The following is a 14,864-nucleotide window of genomic DNA, read 5'->3' on the forward strand; positions in this document are numbered from 1 at the left end:
GAATGGGAAAATATATATTATCAATTGACCAAGGAACGACAAGCTCTAGAGCAATACTTTTTGATAAGCTCGGCAATATTGTTCACTCTGCTCAACGAGAATTTAAACAATATTTTCCTAAATCGAGTTGGGTTGAGCATGATGCGAAAGAAATTTGGGGATCTGTGCTATCGGTTCTGGCTGCTGTCCTAACTGAAAGTGGGAACCAGCCTGAGGATGTACATGCGATTGGAATTACAAATCAACGAGAAACAACAGTCGTATGGAACAAACATACAGGGAAACCTGTTTATAATGCGATTGTTTGGCAATCCAGACAAACTCAATCCATTATAGAGGAACTTAAAAAAGATAATCTGGAAACTTTTTTTCAAGACAAGACCGGCTTGAAATTGGACCCATACTTTTCTGCTACCAAAGTAAAATGGATATTGGATAATGTTGATGGTGCGAGAGAGCAAGCAGAAGCGGGTGAGCTACTTTTCGGAACGATAGATACGTGGCTAATTTGGAAACTTTCAAATGGAAAAGCACATGTGACAGATTATTCCAATGCATCTAGGACGATGCTTTATAATATATATGATCAAAAGTGGGATTCAGAAATCTGTGAAAAGCTATCTATCCCTATGGGAATGCTCCCTAAAGTAGCGTCTTCGTCTGAAGTATACGCACAGACTGATCCATCTGTTTTCTTTGGTAAAGAAATAGACATTGCAGGAGCAGCTGGGGACCAACAGGCTGCACTATTTGGGCAATGCTGTTTTGAGAAAGGTATGGCTAAAAATACGTATGGAACTGGATGTTTTATGCTTTTAAATACAGGTGAAGAAGCAGTTACTTCGCCTTCTGGTTTATTAACGACAATCGCTTGGGGATTAAATGGTAAAGTGACCTATGCGTTAGAGGGAAGTATATTTGTTGCTGGTTCTGCGATCCAATGGCTTCGAGATGGGCTTCGCATGATAAAGAGTGCACCTGAGTCAGAACAATATGCCAAAAAAGTAGATTCTACGGAAGGTGTCTATTTTGTTCCAGCTTTTGTCGGGCTTGGAACTCCTTATTGGGATTCTGAAGCAAGGGGGTCAATTTTTGGATTAACGAGAGGCACATCTAAGGAGCATTTCATACGTGCAACGATAGAATCTCTTGCTTACCAAACAAAAGACGTGCTTGATACGATGGAAAAAGATTCGGGAGTAGATGTAGAGATATTAAGAGTAGATGGTGGAGCAGTAAGCAATGAATTTCTTATGCAGTTTCAAAGTGATTTATTAAACTTACCTGTAGAACTTGCTAAGCTCAATGAAACAACAGCATTAGGAGCTGCTTTCTTAGCAGGGTTAGCTACTGGTTTCTGGAAAGATGAACAAGAACTATCCGGTTTGCGAGAAAGTCAAAAGCAGTATGAGCCAAAAATGGAAAGTGAGAAAAGAGAACAACTATATAAGGGTTGGACAAAAGCAGTCGAAGCAACACGTATTTTCAAACTTTCAGACGAAGAGGTGGAATAATTGAAGTCTTCTGTAGAGCGTGACCAAATAGTAAATACACTAAATTATTATGAATTCGATGTGTTGGTTATAGGTGGAGGGATTACAGGTGCGGGCATAGCACTAGATGCTGTTACACGAGGTATGTCTGTTGCTTTGGTAGAAATGCAAGATTTTGCTGCTGGAACTTCCAGTAGGTCCACAAAACTTGTGCACGGTGGTTTGCGTTATTTGAAACAATTGGAAGTGAAAATGGTTGCTGATGTAGGAAAAGAAAGAGAAATTGTATATGAAAATGCGGTTCACGTGACTGAACCTATATGGATGCTACTACCGTTTCATAAAAAAGGTACCTTTGGACCACTCTCTACATCAGCTGGCTTAAAGATGTATGACTATTTAGCTGGTGTTAAGAAAGAGGAAAGAAGATTAATGCTTTCCGATCAAGAGACACTTGAAAAAGAACCTCTACTAAAAAGTAAAGGGTTACTAGGTGGAGGATACTACGTTGAATATCGTACAGATGATGCACGTCTAACGATTGAGGTGCTAAAAAAAGCAATGGAAAAAGGTGCGGTGTGCTTAAACTATGCTAAAGCACGTTCATTTATATATGACGATTATAATCAAGTAATTGGTGCGGAAATCGTTGATACAGTTAGCAATAAAAGAATTTCCATTCATGCCAAAAAAATAGTTAATGCTACTGGTCCTTGGGTTGATGGAGTTCGTGCTTTGGATGCTATTGAGAACAATAAAAAACTAAAGCTTACCAAGGGTGTGCATGTTGTTATTGACCAATCTGTTTTCCCTCTTAAACAGGCTGTCTATTTTGATGGACCTGATAAACGAATGGTTTTTGCTATCCCACGTGATGGTAAAACTTATGTAGGAACAACTGATACGTTCTTTGAAGGTGATATTCGGCATCCTGTAGCTACAACGGAAGATGTCGATTACCTAATTCAAGCAATTCATTTTATGTTTCCTTTAGTTCATATTACCGCAAATCAAGTGGAGTCTACATGGGCGGGGGTTCGTCCATTGATATTTGAGGATGGGAAGAATCCATCAGAAATCTCTCGAAAAGATGAAATTTGGCAGTCGGAAGCTGGTTTATTTACAATAGCTGGAGGTAAACTCACAGGGTATAGAAAAATGGCTGAAACTATTGTAGATAAAATATCGAAGCAATTAGGGGATGAAAAATACGGACCATGTGTAACGAGGCATTTAACGCTATCCGGAGGAGACGTTGGAGGCTCTAAACAATGGGAGGCTTTTCTCACTCAAAAGGAACAAGTAGCTCAAGCTTACGGACTTTCTGGTTTGGAAGGAAGGAAACTGGCCAAAATGTACGGGACGAATGTAGATAAAGTATTTCAATATGCACAAATTCTTTCTACATTCCCTTCAACTTTGCCTTTAGCAATACTAGCCCAAATTTATTACGCAGTGCATGAAGAGATGGCATATTCTCCTGAAGACTTTTTGGTAAGAAGAACTGGTATGCTCTATTTTGATATACAGCATTTTAACGAGTATAAAGAAGAAATAGTGAATGTGATGAAAAAATTGCTTCAATACTCAGAAGAGGAAACAAAGGCTTTTAATAAACAACTAGATACACTCTTGAATGAAGCTACATTAAAAGAAAGTTGGGATTAAGCTGAAAACTATCTTAGAAGGCAAAATGTCAGATGATCATCTAATTCATATCGTTAAGTTTTCTCCTGATACACCCCCGATTGCACATATCCATCTTCTACATGGAATGGTAGAGCATATTGGTCGTTATGATGATTTCGCTACATTTCTAGTTGATAAAGGGTTTGTCGTTACCGGTCATGATCACCGTGGACATGGTAAAACAGCTGAAAAAAATGGGCAATTTGGATATTTTGCAGATAAGGTAGGTTTTGAACGGGTAGCCGAAGACGTTCGCGAAGTGTTGCTGCATGTGAGGGAGGATTTAGGGGATATTCCGCTTATTCTATTCGGCCATAGCATGGGGTCGTTTATTGCTCGAAGATATATGCAAAAATATAGTGACTCCTTAACGAAAGTTGTCCTTTCTGGCACCACTTATAGTCCTGGAGTTATGGGGGACGTTGGTAAAGTAGTCGGTAAACTTATATCTGCTGTAAAAAGTCCCAAATCTGAAGGGAAAGTACTGAACAGTATGGCATTTGGAGGTTTCAATAAACAAATAAAAGATCCGAAATCACCATTTGATTGGCTTACAACAGATGAACTAGAAGTACAAAAATATATTGAAGATCCGCTATGCGGTTTTATACCAACGAACCAATTCTATATTGACCTTTTCGATGGATTAAAAATAATTCACCAAGACATAGAAAATAATCATATAAAAAAGGATTTACCCGTTTTAGTTATTAGTGGTGCCAAGGATCCTGTTGGAAAAGACGGAAAAGATTTATTCAAAGTCGCTACTGGATTAAAAAGTGTTGGAATGACAAACGTAACCTTACATTTGATAGAGGATGCGCGACACGAAATATTAAACGAGGTAAATAAGCTTCAAACATATGAAATAATTGCAAATTGGATGATAGAAAATGCATAATACTGCAAATGTAATTGCAATAGTCGGACCAACTGCCGTCGGCAAAACCGCTTTAAGTATTCAACTGGCTAAGGCATTTAATGGAGAAATTATAAATGGAGACTCGATGCAGGTGTATCGAGAGCTCCATATAGGAACTGCAAAGATTACCCAAGAAGAAATGGAAGGTATTCCTCATCACTTACTCGATATTAAGGAACCTGAGGAGAATTTTTCTGTTGCGGAGTATCAAAAGCTCGTACGAGGTAAAATTGAGGAAATTACATTAAAGGGTAAAATTCCGATTATAGTTGGAGGGACTGGTCTTTATATTCAATCCGTTCTGTATGACTTTAGATTTACGGAACAACCGAATCGAGATGAAACTAGACTTGCGGAATTAGAAAATATGGCTCCTTATAAATTATTTGAACATTTACAATCACTTGATCCGGAGGCAGCAAAGGATATACATCCAAATAATATCCAACGTGTGATACGAGCGATTGAACGAGTAGAACTAACTGGGAAGCAAAAGAATGATATTGAACAAAACCAGGGTCATGAAGATATATATCAACATTATATTATTGGCCTGTCTATAGAACGTGAGCAATTATATAATCGCATTAATGATCGAGTAGACATAATGCTAGAAAAAGGACTCTTGGAAGAAGTAAAGACGCTCTACAGTAAAGGAATCCGAAATGTTCAATCAATCCAAGCCATCGGTTATAAAGAAATATATGCATATTTGGATGGAGAGGTTTCATTCGAGGAAGCAATTGAACAACTGAAGCAAAACTCTAGAAGGTATGCAAAAAGGCAGTTAACGTATTTTAGAAACAAAATGGATATCCATTGGTATAATCCGTTTACTGATTCCGAAAAAATTATAAAAGAAATTAATGAATTTATGCAGGAAAATGAATAATTAAAGCGAATATTAACTATGTAGTATGTATACACATGCAAATTGTATAATGGGGGTATTGGGATGAAACCTATGAATATTCAAGATTTATATTTAAATCAGCTTAGAAAAAATGATATTTTTGTAACAGTATTTTTATTGAATGGCTTCCAACTAAAGGGGTTAGTAAAGTCTTACGATAATTTTACCGTCCTGTTTGAATCAGATGGAAAGCAACAGTTAATTTACAAACATGCCATTTCTACATTTGCTCCTTCTAAACCAGTTAAGCTAACAGAGGAGTAATATGGATTGTTTGACAGATGGGCATGCTCCTATTATGATTTTATAGAATAAACAGAGAAGCGGGAGAGTTTAATATGAATGTTATTTCGACAGAACAACTTTTAGAAAAAATAGATGCTGGGGAAGAAATCAGTGTCATCGATGTACGTGAAAGTGATGAAGTGGCAACTGGGATTATTCCCGGTGCTAAGCATATCGCATTAGGACAAATCGAAAACAGCATGGATCAACTCGACAAATCAGTTCCTCATTACATAGTATGTAAAGCGGGTGGCCGTAGCGCAATGGCCTGTGAAATTCTAGAGGAAAATGGATATAACGTAACGAATATTGCTGGAGGGATGATGGACTGGGACGGCGAGTTGCAGTTCTAACTTATAGATAAAAGGCTAATTTCATTTATGAGATTAGTCTTTTCTATTTGTATTTTGAAGAAAAATAGGAGAATATTACATGACATTTACAACCACATTATCAAAAGAAGTATTGGATCGTGCTGAACAGGTTGAATCCAAAATAGCACCATATCACAAACTTGTAGAAAAAATTGCATTTTTAAATCAACAAAAAGTAATTCAGGCTTTTAAGAATCATGGGGTTAGTGATCACCATTTCCATCCATCGTTTGGATACGGCTATGATGATGAAGGTCGAGATACATTGGAAAAAGTATATGCAACGACGTTTGGTTCAGAGGCAGCACTTGTGCGTCCTCAAATTATTTCAGGGACCCATGCGATTTCTATAAGCTTGTTCGGTGTGCTTAGACCAAATGACGAATTACTATATATAACGGGCAAACCCTATGACACTTTACAATCGATAGTTAGTGGAGGGAAAGAGGATACAGGATCCCTAGCCGACTTTGGCATTACATATAATCACGTGGATTTAATGGATACCGGGGAAGTCAATTGGGACTCTGTAAAAAGCGCTGTGAAAAGTAATACGAAAGTAATTGCAATTCAACGCTCGAAGGGTTACGCAGTACGTCCTTCGTTTACGATAGAACAAATAAGACAAATGGTTATCGAAATCAGAAGTATTAAAGAGGATGCTATTATTTTTGTAGACAATTGTTACGGAGAATTTGTGGAAGAGTTGGAGCCGACGGACGTGGGGGCAGATTTAATGGCTGGTTCTCTGATTAAAAACCCTGGTGGTGGTCTTGCTAAAATAGGGGGCTATATTGCGGGGAAAGAGGAATATGTCACTAAATGTGCTTACCGAATGACTTCACCGGGTATAGGAGCAGAAGCGGGTGCTTCTTTAAATGCATTAATGGATATGTACCAGGGATTCTTTCTTGCTCCGCATGTTGTATCTCAAGCAGTGAAGGGAGCCATATTCACTTCGGCACTTTTGGAGGAAATCGGAATGACAACTGAACCACACTATGCAGAGCCGCGTACAGATTTAATACAATCGGTATCATTCCAAACTGCCGATCAAATGATTCAGTTTTGTAAAGCAATACAAATGCATTCCCCAGTAAATGCTCAGTTTATGCCTGAACCAGCTTATATGCCAGGTTATGCTGACGATGTCATAATGGCTGCAGGTACATTTGTACAAGGGTCGAGTATGGAGTTAACAGCCGACGGGCCAATCCGTCCTCCCTACACGGCATTTATTCAGGGTGGATTAACATACGAACATGTGAAATATGCTATTTTAGGAGCCGTACAAACATTCAACAAATAAAAAGTGTAGAACCATTTCTGAGTTATAAGGAATGGTTTTAATTTTCCGAAAAATATTTGTTAGTTTTCCTAACATGATGTTGACATGTTAACTAACATGACATATACTATTTATATAACCTACTAGGAGGTGCAGTGATGGAAAAGGAATGGAGACGTTCAATGCCATTACTTTCTATGAATATTGTCATGCAGCTTACTGGTTTGACTGCAAGGCAAATTCGTTACTATGAAGAGCAAGAACTGGTTCACCCTGCACGTACTGAAGGTAAACAGCGCATGTTTTCATTAGATGATATTGATATATTATTAGAGATTAAAGATTTATTGAAAACAGGTGTTAATATTGCGGGAATCAAGCAGATTTTTGAAATGAAAAACAGTCCAATTACTTCAAAAGAAGTTCGACAAGTAATTTCGGACAGAGAACTACGTGCAATAGTAAAAGAAGAAATGCATTTAGCTCAAAGACAACAACGAGCTTCTCTGCGACAAGGGGACCTATCTCGATTTTTTAGATAATCGAGGTTCATATACATTAATTAACTAGGAGAGTGAAACAATGAGCAAGTATACAAAAGAGGATATTAAAAAGTTCGTTCAAGAGCATGAGGTGAATTTTATACGTCTTCAGTTTACAGACATACTAGGTACGATTAAAAACGTAGAAATTCCAGTGAGTCAGCTCGATAAAGCTCTCGATAACAAAATGATGTTCGACGGATCTTCTATCGAAGGTTTTGTACGAATTGAAGAATCAGATATGTACTTAGTACCTGATTTAAATACATGGGTAGTGTTCCCTTGGATTACGGGTAAAGGGAAAGTGGCTCGTCTAATCTGTGACGTAAATAAAGCAGATGGAACTCCTTTTGCAGGAGATCCCCGTAATAATTTAAAACGTATCCTAAAAGAAATGGAAGAGTTAGGATTTACTAGCTTTAACTTAGGACCTGAACCTGAATTTTTCTTATTTAAATTAGATGCTCAAGGGGAGCCAACACTTGAACTGAATGACCATGGTGGCTACTTTGACTTAGCACCAATGGATTTAGGGGAAAACTGCCGTCGCGATATCGTTCTCGAGCTAGAAGAAATGGGCTTTGAAATTGAAGCATCTCACCATGAGGTTGCTCCAGGTCAACATGAAATTGACTTTAAATATGCAGATGCAGTAACAGCATGTGATAATATTCAAACGTTCAAACTTGTAGTAAAAACAATTGCTCGTAAACATGGTTTACATGCGACATTCATGCCGAAACCACTATTTGGCGTAAACGGTTCAGGAATGCACTTTAATGTATCTTTATTTAAAGGGAAAGAAAATGCATTTTATGATGAATCAGCAGAAATCGGGTTAAGTGAAACAGCAATGCAATTTATGGCTGGCGTATTGAAGCATGTACAAAGCTTTACTGCAATTACAAATCCATTAGTTAACTCATATAAACGCCTAGTACCTGGGTACGAAGCTCCTTGTTATGTGGCGTGGTCAGGACAAAACAGAAGTCCATTAATCCGTATTCCTTCTTCAAGAGGTGTAAGTACACGTGTTGAAGTTCGCTCAGTAGATCCGGCAGCCAATCCATATCTTGCGATGGCGGTAATACTTCAGGCTGGTTTAGATGGTATTAAAAATAAACTAACTCCACCACCAGCAGTGGACCGTAATATTTACGTAATGACAGAAGAAGAACGCATCGAAAATGGCATTCATAACCTACCACCAACTTTACATGCTGCTGTACAAGAGTTAGGTAAGAGTGAAACTATTCGCAGAGCATTAGGTGAGCATATTTATGCAAATTTTGTAGAAGCGAAAGAAATTGAATGGGATATGTTCCGTACGACTGTACACCCATGGGAACGTGAGCAATACTTGAAAATGTATTAAGCTGATATTATAGGGTTTTATAGGGTTTTAGAGGGTTTTAGTGTGGGGTGTAATTATAAAGTAGTTCAGAAAAATAGCTTGCACCCCATATTCACCCCATTATTTTTATAAAAAAATATCATTTACTTATATCTTTAAAAACATCGTTCAGTCTTTCATTGACTTGTTCGGTGTTTTTCTTATTCATTTTTTTAGATAAATAAGCGTACACATCTGAAGTGATTTGTTGACTGCCATGACCTAGTTGTTTCTGAATGTATTTTATATCTGCACCAGCTTCTAATAGGATAACTACATACGTATGACGTAAAGAATGAATTGGATAAGAGTTTAATCCAGCTCTTTTTAATATCCTGCCAAAAGCACTGAATAGACTAGTTTTGGGCATGGGCTGTCCATCTTTCCTGCAGAAGACTAAGTTTAAATCATGACGATAAATATCGTTTAAAAGAAGTTTGTTTTAGTTTTGTGAATTGAAATGTGTTTTCAATGCATTTACTGAAGTATCAGCGATATCGATAACCCTTGTCTTTCTATTCTTAGTATCTCCGAATATTTCTCCATTTTCTCCAGGTTGAAAATCCATACTCTTACTAATAGAAATAGTCTTTTCTTTTAAATTAATATCATTCCATTGTAAAGTGGCGGCTTCACCTTTTCGTATGCCTGTTTCAATTAGCACTTTCAAAAATATCCAATAAATATAACAGTACTGATATGCATGATTCAAAAGTTCTGGAATATTATCTGAGTCAATAAATTTTAATTCCTCATCACCACGTCTACACAAGGATTATCAGAAATACGTTTGTTTTTCTTCGCTTGTTTCATACAATTGTAAATAGCATTGTGGATTTTTAAAATAGTGTTGCGAGCAAGCTTCTTTTCTCTAAAGAGATGATTGATGAATTTTTGATAAGTCTCGTGACTAATCGACTTTAAAGGGATATTTTTAAAATATGGTTTGATATGGTTTTCTATACAGTTATTTAAGAAAGAATGATAGTTCTTACTGATATTCCCCTCCTTATATTCTTTCATCCACAAATCTAGATAAGCGCTCAATGTAATATCCGATTGATCATAACCTTCTTGTATTTTTTCTTGTACTTTTTCAGCTGCGTGTTACACAAAAGATGAATTATGAAAAACACTTAGCTGCTGAAAAAGAAGAAACGAAAAAAGCATATGCTGATTATTCTGATGAAGTTGAGGATAATAAACGACTTCGTAAACAGGTAGAAGATTTACTTATGACTGATAGTTAAATGTTGGATTGATGCAACAAATTCTGATGTACCGTGAACGATTTGAAATGATGCAGGAGGGGGAACGGTTATGACAATCATTCTATTCATCCTACTTATTCTAGCCATTGGTAGATTGGAATACATTCTATACATTTTGAATTTATGTAAGCGAGTTAAAAGAATGGAGAGGTACGACGCAGTAGACAACATTATGTGAAAGAGGGAAATTATAAAAAAGTATGACCTCATTGAGATTCTCACTTGATTATTTATTCTTTGCCTTAAAGAATATTCTCTTCAAGACAAAGAACAGACATTCATAGTGCATAATTTAAGGTGTTTGAAGACATGGCTTCATGCCACACGGCCCTTGTTCATCAGCTAATACTGATGACGCTGTACCTGCAAATATTGCTGAAAGAAGTAAGACAGATAGAATAACTTTTTGCATTTTTTTCATTAAAATCACTTCCTTTCTGAATATTAAATCTATTGTAACATTGATAAAATGGAAAATAAAGGGCATTTAGTATGATAATTTCTACAGTATTCGACATGAGTTTTTATGCATTTAAAATTATCCTACTGGTAAACTTTGGACAATTGAATTATTTATATATCTATGTCAGTTTCTAGTGAATTTGCTGAGCAGGTCTTGAGAGATATCAACACCACAAAGGAAGGTGATTACATGTATGAATGGTTGAAAGACTATTGAAAAATTGAGATTGATATTATTGAACTAGAAAATTCGATTACTCGCTCAAAGCGTGAGTTAGGTCGATGGACAGGAGGTGACTTGATAGGAGTCAAGTTATCCACTGATAGTAACGGAGCGCAACTTGAAGAACAAATTTTCACTTTAGAATTTAATCTCGCTCATAAAATGAATGATTTGATTGATATTAAGCGTATTGTCCAAAAATTCAGTTTAGTAAATAAAAGATTCTATATGGCAGATATATCGAAGGAAAGATGTTTGATGAAATTGCAGATGAAGTAGGTTATAGCAAAGGTACTATATATAACAAACATGCCATGTTGATAAAGCTTGTAGGATATTTAGATGAATTAACAGTGTGAGGTGATGGCAATGGTGAAGCGTTGGGAATGTCGTTATTGTGACAAAGGCTTCCCAGTAACGTTTGAAGGTGATAGAGTTTGTTCTTCATGTGGTGCAGAATGGGAAGCTGCAAAGATTGAAATTGAGTATGATTTTGATTGGCTTTAATTTCACTTTCATTAAATCAAAATGAACTGAATGATTCTATTGCCAACTATGTAAAGCTGAAGGGAAGGTTCATATCGATTCAATCAAAGTCAAAGGACAACGCAAGAGCATTGAGTTGCATGTCCATCATATTAAAGAAATCGAATCCAGAGCTTGCATTAGACTTGGACAACCTATTAACCATCTGTTTAGATCATCAGCTGCATAAAGCAGTATGAGCAACAGAGTTAAATAATGTATCTGATTTCATTAAAGCGAAGAATGTTATCTTCAAGCTTATAAGTGATATTGCACAGATGGAACATTAACTTTAACTAAGACATTAAGGAGTGCATTCTTAGGAGCTTATAATTAGAATACGTCCACAATATCATCTGTGGAGGAACAACTACGTGTGAGTAAGCCTGTGAAGTTTTATAACTGGTTAGAAGAGATTGATGAAAGAATAGTTGTGAAAAGTAATCCTAATTTGGAGAATTTGTTATTATGGTAGTGAATAATAAAAATAAAAGACCACCTTTGTTAGCATGGTCTAGATTTTTCGTACACCATAATTCACCCCATGAATACCCCAAAAATAAAATAGTAAGCATAATCACACATAATTCATAATCACGATAACATTAATATAATGGTACTTCTCTGACCTCAAATAACTTGAAATTAAATAAGTATGTCATTAGAACGACTGTACACCCATGGGAACGTGAGCAATATCTAAAAATGTATTAATAGTAAAGCGTTGGGGCTCTAAGCTCCCAACGCTTTTTTATTTATTGTAGAGGATTATAATAATCAATCTGCTAGTGATCTATTGACATTTATTTTTTCGCCTGTTTCCATGTCCGATATATATTGAAGAACTTGTCCTCCAGAATCAATATCATTATTATTAAAAGAGACACTCCACACGAAATCATATTTTTTACCCTGATATGAATACTCACCTTCGATATAGTAAACATTCTTATAAATTTCTTTAGTTTCATCATTTCTCAAATTTGGATGTTTTTTAGCTTCAATTTCAGCATCCTCTACCTTTACATTATCGACTCCATCATATTTTTCAATAATAGTTTCTGCGCGAACTGCTAGATTAATTAATAGCTTTTCATTCGTTATTTTACCTTGTGATACTTTATAGGTATTGGTTTCATCAGAATTTCCTTCATTCCCACAAGCAGTTAACAATAATACAGCTAAAGCGCCGATGAAAAATATTTTTTTCATACTCTATCATCTCCCTTTATTTCATTTTATTGGAAAGATTTAAAGTAAACAACCTCATTGAGATTCTTAGGAGACGGTTTTAGAATTTGAGGTTGAAATATTAGATGAATAACTCGGTAAAAATAATTAAAATCGAGTACCTTGGCTATTACATTATATGAAAGTGCGTAAAAATCACGCTCTAGATAAGTAGTTGTTTATGTTACCACGTACTTATATTAATTCTTAGAATGAAACGCTCTAATCCTGAACAATGCTTGAAAATGATAAAATAAAAAAGCGTTGGTAGCACTACGCTATCAACGCTTTTTTATATGTTGACCATATCATTTGTTGTAAGTTGCATATTGTCTTTTGTAGCACATGTCCTTGTTTAATGTTTTGACAAGAATTGCCCCACCTATATTCCGTTGATAAGTTGATTGTGCTTAAATGGATTTAAGTGGAGCTTCCAATTGAAGATCTGCGTCGAACATTAGCAATGCATCTGTTAGAAGATTAATATCTATGAGAATTTGCTCTTTTATATGAGTAAAGGGACATTTGTAGTAATCATCTATTAGGTGATTTAGTTCTTTATATATTAAAATGATAGGCAAAAGTGCTCCCCCTAATGATCTATATTTCCTATTTTATATTATGTAACAAATTATGTGTAATTGGAAGAAATTTGACCTATAATTTTTGAAATGTTAGTATCGTTCCTTTTTGTTGTTATTCCTTTAGTAAGTTTATATAATGCAATTGTATAGTTAATTATTAATAGAAAGATTGGAGGGGCGCGGTTTTATACGCGCCCCTCCAAAATATATACATTTCCACAAACAAGGAGGGCTTGTTCCTAGAAATTTGTGCTTTTCTCTGTTAGAAGAGGAGCATTTTTCTCTATTTCAATGTGTTACTGACGGCAAAAAACTGTTACCTTATTTTATTTCTTCATCCATACTACAATGCTAGAATACTGTGCACTGTAAGTTGTCCCAAATATCTACCGGGATTTGGTGAGTATCCAGCAGCTACTGGAGAAGTTACAGTGGCATTAACTACAATACGACCTGCATTGCCTAAAAGGCCTACTGCAAGTAATGTGTCTCCGGATGTAATTGCAACGTCCTGAGAGCTACCTGAGTTTGCTCCTACAAAAAGCGGGATTGTAGCAATTACGGTACCAAGTAGATTTACTACTTCTAAAGATGCAGTAACTGAAACGGTTTCGTTTGCTGCAAAAGCATAATAAGCAGAAAGTGGTAATGCTAGAGTTAGAATTGGCAAAGTACCAATATCAAAGGTGCTTTGAAATGTTACTGTTTGGCTGGATTCTGTGTTTGGAGACCAAATGTAAGCATTACTTCCGTCTATCAAGGGTGAAACCATTGCTGGTGGAGTTAACACTGCAGGTGTAGGAAGTGTTCCGGGTGGTGCAGCTGTATCTGCAATGACAACTGTATTAGCTGGGGTAGTAAACTCTTGAAGTACAAGAACCATATAATCACCTCCTTTTAATAGATTTGCCAAATTATCGGCATACAATAATATATGTCCTATAAATTAATCGGACTAGTTAGATTGATTATCTCGTATGAATAAATAATATAAATATGGAGGGATTTGAAGTAGTTTATATAGGTGGGTGAGTTTTAGAGATACAGTAAAACAAAGTATGGTTTAAAAAAATATATAAAACAGCTCACTTGGTTAATAACCAAGTGAGCTGTTTGTGTTTAGTTCTAACTTTCTTTTTTCTAAGATTCTTATAGCATCTTTTAACAAATTGATATCGATCAAAATTTCTTCCTTCAGATGGTAGTTATTGCATCTATAGTAATCATTAATGAGCTTTTTTAGTTCTACTATAATTAGTTTCATAAGTTTTTTTGCCCCTTTATAGTTATATAGGCTGATATAAAAATAATATAATTAATTTAACCTATGTTCAATTATAAATACTAATACCCAAATTTACGCATTTTTAACCATTTTATTATTTTATTTGATAAATATAATGGCAATTGACTATTTGTTACTATTTATTTTAGCATTTACTAGTAAGGGGATATTGAATCTCTACTTAAATTAGAAGGGGGGGAAAACATTGTTTATCAGACCATGCGAAGGAAGAATTACATCGCATTTTGGGGAAATTCGAAGGAATAATATAGTTAAAGAGCATAAAGGAGTGGATTTCGGAAGTGATGGAAGTCCGGTTATAAAGGCATCAGCAAGTGGAGTAGTGACGAGAGCAAAAATTATAGGTGGCTATGGAACACAATAA

At 35.8% G+C, this 14,864-nt stretch carries 21 protein-coding genes and 1 pseudogene; 15 read left to right on the forward strand and 7 right to left on the reverse strand.

Going from position 1 to position 14,864, the window contains the following annotated elements; all coding sequences use genetic code 11:
- Positions 1-2 precede the first annotated feature (2 nt).
- The 9 genes from glpK (at position 3) to glnA (ending at position 8,881) form a co-directional block, all read left to right on the forward strand.
- A complete protein-coding gene (gene glpK / locus ACQCPR_RS07350; protein WP_090561922.1) occupies positions 3-1,514 on the forward strand; it encodes a glycerol kinase GlpK in 1,512 nt (503 codons plus the stop codon).
- Positions 1,515-3,161 carry a glycerol-3-phosphate dehydrogenase/oxidase gene (locus ACQCPR_RS07355; protein ID WP_269920856.1) on the forward strand — a complete coding sequence of 549 codons (1,647 nt, stop codon included), beginning with the start codon at positions 1,515-1,517 and terminating at the stop codon, positions 3,159-3,161.
- Positions 3,162-3,186: 25 nt separating this feature from the next.
- On the forward strand, positions 3,187-4,083 hold the full coding sequence (locus ACQCPR_RS07360; RefSeq protein WP_090561918.1) for an alpha/beta hydrolase: 897 nt from the start codon (positions 3,187-3,189) through the stop codon (positions 4,081-4,083).
- Complete coding sequence (gene miaA / locus ACQCPR_RS07365) at positions 4,076-4,996, forward strand: tRNA (adenosine(37)-N6)-dimethylallyltransferase MiaA (protein ID WP_427138644.1); 921 nt, start codon at positions 4,076-4,078, stop codon at positions 4,994-4,996. The genes ACQCPR_RS07360 and miaA overlap by 8 nt, the downstream gene beginning before the upstream one ends.
- A gap of 63 nt (positions 4,997-5,059) precedes the next feature.
- Positions 5,060-5,281 carry an RNA chaperone Hfq gene (gene hfq, locus ACQCPR_RS07370; protein WP_090561914.1) on the forward strand — a complete coding sequence of 74 codons (222 nt, stop codon included), beginning with the start codon at positions 5,060-5,062 and terminating at the stop codon, positions 5,279-5,281.
- 74 nt (positions 5,282-5,355) lie between these two features.
- The gene (locus ACQCPR_RS07375; protein WP_090561911.1) at positions 5,356-5,655 is read left to right on the forward strand and encodes a rhodanese-like domain-containing protein; all 300 of its coding nucleotides are present in this window, start codon (positions 5,356-5,358) and stop codon (positions 5,653-5,655) included.
- A gap of 79 nt (positions 5,656-5,734) precedes the next feature.
- On the forward strand, positions 5,735-6,985 hold the full coding sequence (locus ACQCPR_RS07380; RefSeq protein ID WP_427138645.1) for an aminotransferase class I/II-fold pyridoxal phosphate-dependent enzyme: 1,251 nt from the start codon (positions 5,735-5,737) through the stop codon (positions 6,983-6,985).
- Positions 6,986-7,122: 137 nt separating this feature from the next.
- Positions 7,123-7,506 carry a MerR family transcriptional regulator gene (locus ACQCPR_RS07385; RefSeq protein ID WP_090561907.1) on the forward strand — a complete coding sequence of 128 codons (384 nt, stop codon included), beginning with the start codon at positions 7,123-7,125 and terminating at the stop codon, positions 7,504-7,506.
- Between the two features lie 40 nt (positions 7,507-7,546).
- Positions 7,547-8,881, forward strand: a complete 1,335-nt coding sequence (gene glnA / locus ACQCPR_RS07390; RefSeq protein ID WP_427138646.1) for a type I glutamate--ammonia ligase — start codon at positions 7,547-7,549, stop codon at positions 8,879-8,881.
- A gap of 118 nt (positions 8,882-8,999) precedes the next feature.
- Here the strand turns inward: glnA and ACQCPR_RS07395 are convergent.
- Together ACQCPR_RS07395 and ACQCPR_RS07400 are read right to left on the reverse strand one after the other, a co-directional pair.
- Positions 9,000-9,671, reverse strand: a pseudogene (locus tag ACQCPR_RS07395) (site-specific integrase).
- Entirely contained in the window at positions 9,644-9,922 is a 279-nt protein-coding gene (locus tag ACQCPR_RS07400; protein ID WP_427138921.1) for a phage integrase SAM-like domain-containing protein, read from the reverse strand. The pseudogene ACQCPR_RS07395 and the gene ACQCPR_RS07400 overlap by 28 nt, the downstream one beginning before the upstream one ends.
- A 95-nt stretch (positions 9,923-10,017) precedes the next feature.
- On the opposite strand from ACQCPR_RS07400, the gene ACQCPR_RS07405 reads away from it, so the two are divergent.
- On the forward strand, positions 10,018-10,149 hold the full coding sequence (locus tag ACQCPR_RS07405; protein WP_427138647.1) for a hypothetical protein: 132 nt from the start codon (positions 10,018-10,020) through the stop codon (positions 10,147-10,149).
- 70 nt (positions 10,150-10,219) lie between these two features.
- On the forward strand, positions 10,220-10,348 hold the full coding sequence (locus tag ACQCPR_RS07410; protein ID WP_427138648.1) for a hypothetical protein: 129 nt from the start codon (positions 10,220-10,222) through the stop codon (positions 10,346-10,348).
- 114 nt (positions 10,349-10,462) lie between these two features.
- Here ACQCPR_RS07410 and ACQCPR_RS07415 read toward each other — a convergent pair whose 3' ends face one another.
- Entirely contained in the window at positions 10,463-10,591 is a 129-nt protein-coding gene (locus ACQCPR_RS07415; protein WP_427138649.1) for a hypothetical protein, read from the reverse strand.
- A gap of 339 nt (positions 10,592-10,930) precedes the next feature.
- Here ACQCPR_RS07415 and ACQCPR_RS07420 point away from each other — a divergent pair, with 339 nt between their 5' ends.
- From ACQCPR_RS07420 to ACQCPR_RS07430, 3 genes are all read left to right on the forward strand, one after another.
- On the forward strand, positions 10,931-11,134 hold the full coding sequence (locus ACQCPR_RS07420) for a hypothetical protein (protein WP_427138650.1): 204 nt from the start codon (positions 10,931-10,933) through the stop codon (positions 11,132-11,134).
- Positions 11,135-11,224: 90 nt separating this feature from the next.
- On the forward strand, positions 11,225-11,362 hold the full coding sequence (locus tag ACQCPR_RS07425) for a hypothetical protein (protein ID WP_427138651.1): 138 nt from the start codon (positions 11,225-11,227) through the stop codon (positions 11,360-11,362).
- Positions 11,353-11,580 (forward strand): hypothetical protein, encoded by a 228-nt coding sequence (locus tag ACQCPR_RS07430; protein WP_427138652.1) that lies wholly within the window; start codon positions 11,353-11,355, stop codon positions 11,578-11,580. The genes ACQCPR_RS07425 and ACQCPR_RS07430 overlap by 10 nt, the downstream gene beginning before the upstream one ends.
- 577 nt (positions 11,581-12,157) lie before the next feature.
- On the opposite strand, the gene ACQCPR_RS07435 is transcribed toward ACQCPR_RS07430, so the two are convergent.
- The 4 genes from ACQCPR_RS07435 to ACQCPR_RS07450 form a co-directional block, all read right to left on the reverse strand.
- Positions 12,158-12,592 (reverse strand): hypothetical protein, encoded by a 435-nt coding sequence (locus ACQCPR_RS07435; RefSeq protein WP_427138653.1) that lies wholly within the window; start codon positions 12,590-12,592, stop codon positions 12,158-12,160.
- Between the two features lie 428 nt (positions 12,593-13,020).
- Positions 13,021-13,191, reverse strand: coding sequence for a hypothetical protein (locus tag ACQCPR_RS07440; RefSeq protein WP_427138654.1), 171 nt, complete (start codon positions 13,189-13,191; stop codon positions 13,021-13,023).
- A gap of 346 nt (positions 13,192-13,537) precedes the next feature.
- Positions 13,538-14,077, reverse strand: coding sequence for a hypothetical protein (locus tag ACQCPR_RS07445; protein ID WP_090561900.1), 540 nt, complete (start codon positions 14,075-14,077; stop codon positions 13,538-13,540).
- 210 nt (positions 14,078-14,287) lie between these two features.
- Entirely contained in the window at positions 14,288-14,458 is a 171-nt protein-coding gene (locus tag ACQCPR_RS07450) for a hypothetical protein (protein ID WP_427138655.1), read from the reverse strand.
- A gap of 226 nt (positions 14,459-14,684) precedes the next feature.
- On the opposite strand from ACQCPR_RS07450, the gene ACQCPR_RS07455 reads away from it, so the two are divergent.
- Entirely contained in the window at positions 14,685-14,864 is a 180-nt protein-coding gene (locus ACQCPR_RS07455) for a M23 family metallopeptidase (RefSeq protein WP_427138656.1), read from the forward strand.

This window comes from Psychrobacillus psychrodurans (assembly GCF_050209195.1).
Taxonomy (GTDB): Bacteria; Bacillota; Bacilli; order Bacillales_A; family Planococcaceae; genus Psychrobacillus; species Psychrobacillus psychrodurans.

Excerpts from the sequence above, each read along its gene's own strand:
- ACQCPR_RS07400 (WP_427138921.1), bottom strand. The coding sequence starts at position 9,922 with ATGAAAGAATATAAGGAGGGGAATATCAGTAAGAACTATCATTCTTTC.
- ACQCPR_RS07375 (WP_090561911.1), top strand. The coding sequence starts at position 5,356 with ATGAATGTTATTTCGACAGAACAACTTTTAGAAAAAATAGATGCTGGG.
- ACQCPR_RS07445 (WP_090561900.1), bottom strand. The coding sequence starts at position 14,077 with ATGGTTCTTGTACTTCAAGAGTTTACTACCCCAGCTAATACAGTTGTC.
- ACQCPR_RS07425 (WP_427138651.1), top strand. The coding sequence starts at position 11,225 with ATGGTGAAGCGTTGGGAATGTCGTTATTGTGACAAAGGCTTCCCAGTA.
- ACQCPR_RS07385 (WP_090561907.1), top strand. The coding sequence starts at position 7,123 with ATGGAAAAGGAATGGAGACGTTCAATGCCATTACTTTCTATGAATATT.
- ACQCPR_RS07405 (WP_427138647.1), top strand. The coding sequence starts at position 10,018 with ATGAATTATGAAAAACACTTAGCTGCTGAAAAAGAAGAAACGAAAAAA.
- glpK (WP_090561922.1), top strand. The coding sequence starts at position 3 with ATGGGAAAATATATATTATCAATTGACCAAGGAACGACAAGCTCTAGA.
- hfq (WP_090561914.1), top strand. The coding sequence starts at position 5,060 with ATGAAACCTATGAATATTCAAGATTTATATTTAAATCAGCTTAGAAAA.
- ACQCPR_RS07360 (WP_090561918.1), top strand. The coding sequence starts at position 3,187 with ATGTCAGATGATCATCTAATTCATATCGTTAAGTTTTCTCCTGATACA.
- ACQCPR_RS07410 (WP_427138648.1), top strand. The coding sequence starts at position 10,220 with ATGACAATCATTCTATTCATCCTACTTATTCTAGCCATTGGTAGATTG.
- ACQCPR_RS07415 (WP_427138649.1), bottom strand. The coding sequence starts at position 10,591 with ATGAAAAAAATGCAAAAAGTTATTCTATCTGTCTTACTTCTTTCAGCA.
- glnA (WP_427138646.1), top strand. The coding sequence starts at position 7,547 with ATGAGCAAGTATACAAAAGAGGATATTAAAAAGTTCGTTCAAGAGCAT.
- ACQCPR_RS07450 (WP_427138655.1), bottom strand. The coding sequence starts at position 14,458 with ATGAAACTAATTATAGTAGAACTAAAAAAGCTCATTAATGATTACTAT.
- miaA (WP_427138644.1), top strand. The coding sequence starts at position 4,076 with ATGCATAATACTGCAAATGTAATTGCAATAGTCGGACCAACTGCCGTC.
- ACQCPR_RS07435 (WP_427138653.1), bottom strand. The coding sequence starts at position 12,592 with ATGAAAAAAATATTTTTCATCGGCGCTTTAGCTGTATTATTGTTAACT.
- ACQCPR_RS07380 (WP_427138645.1), top strand. The coding sequence starts at position 5,735 with ATGACATTTACAACCACATTATCAAAAGAAGTATTGGATCGTGCTGAA.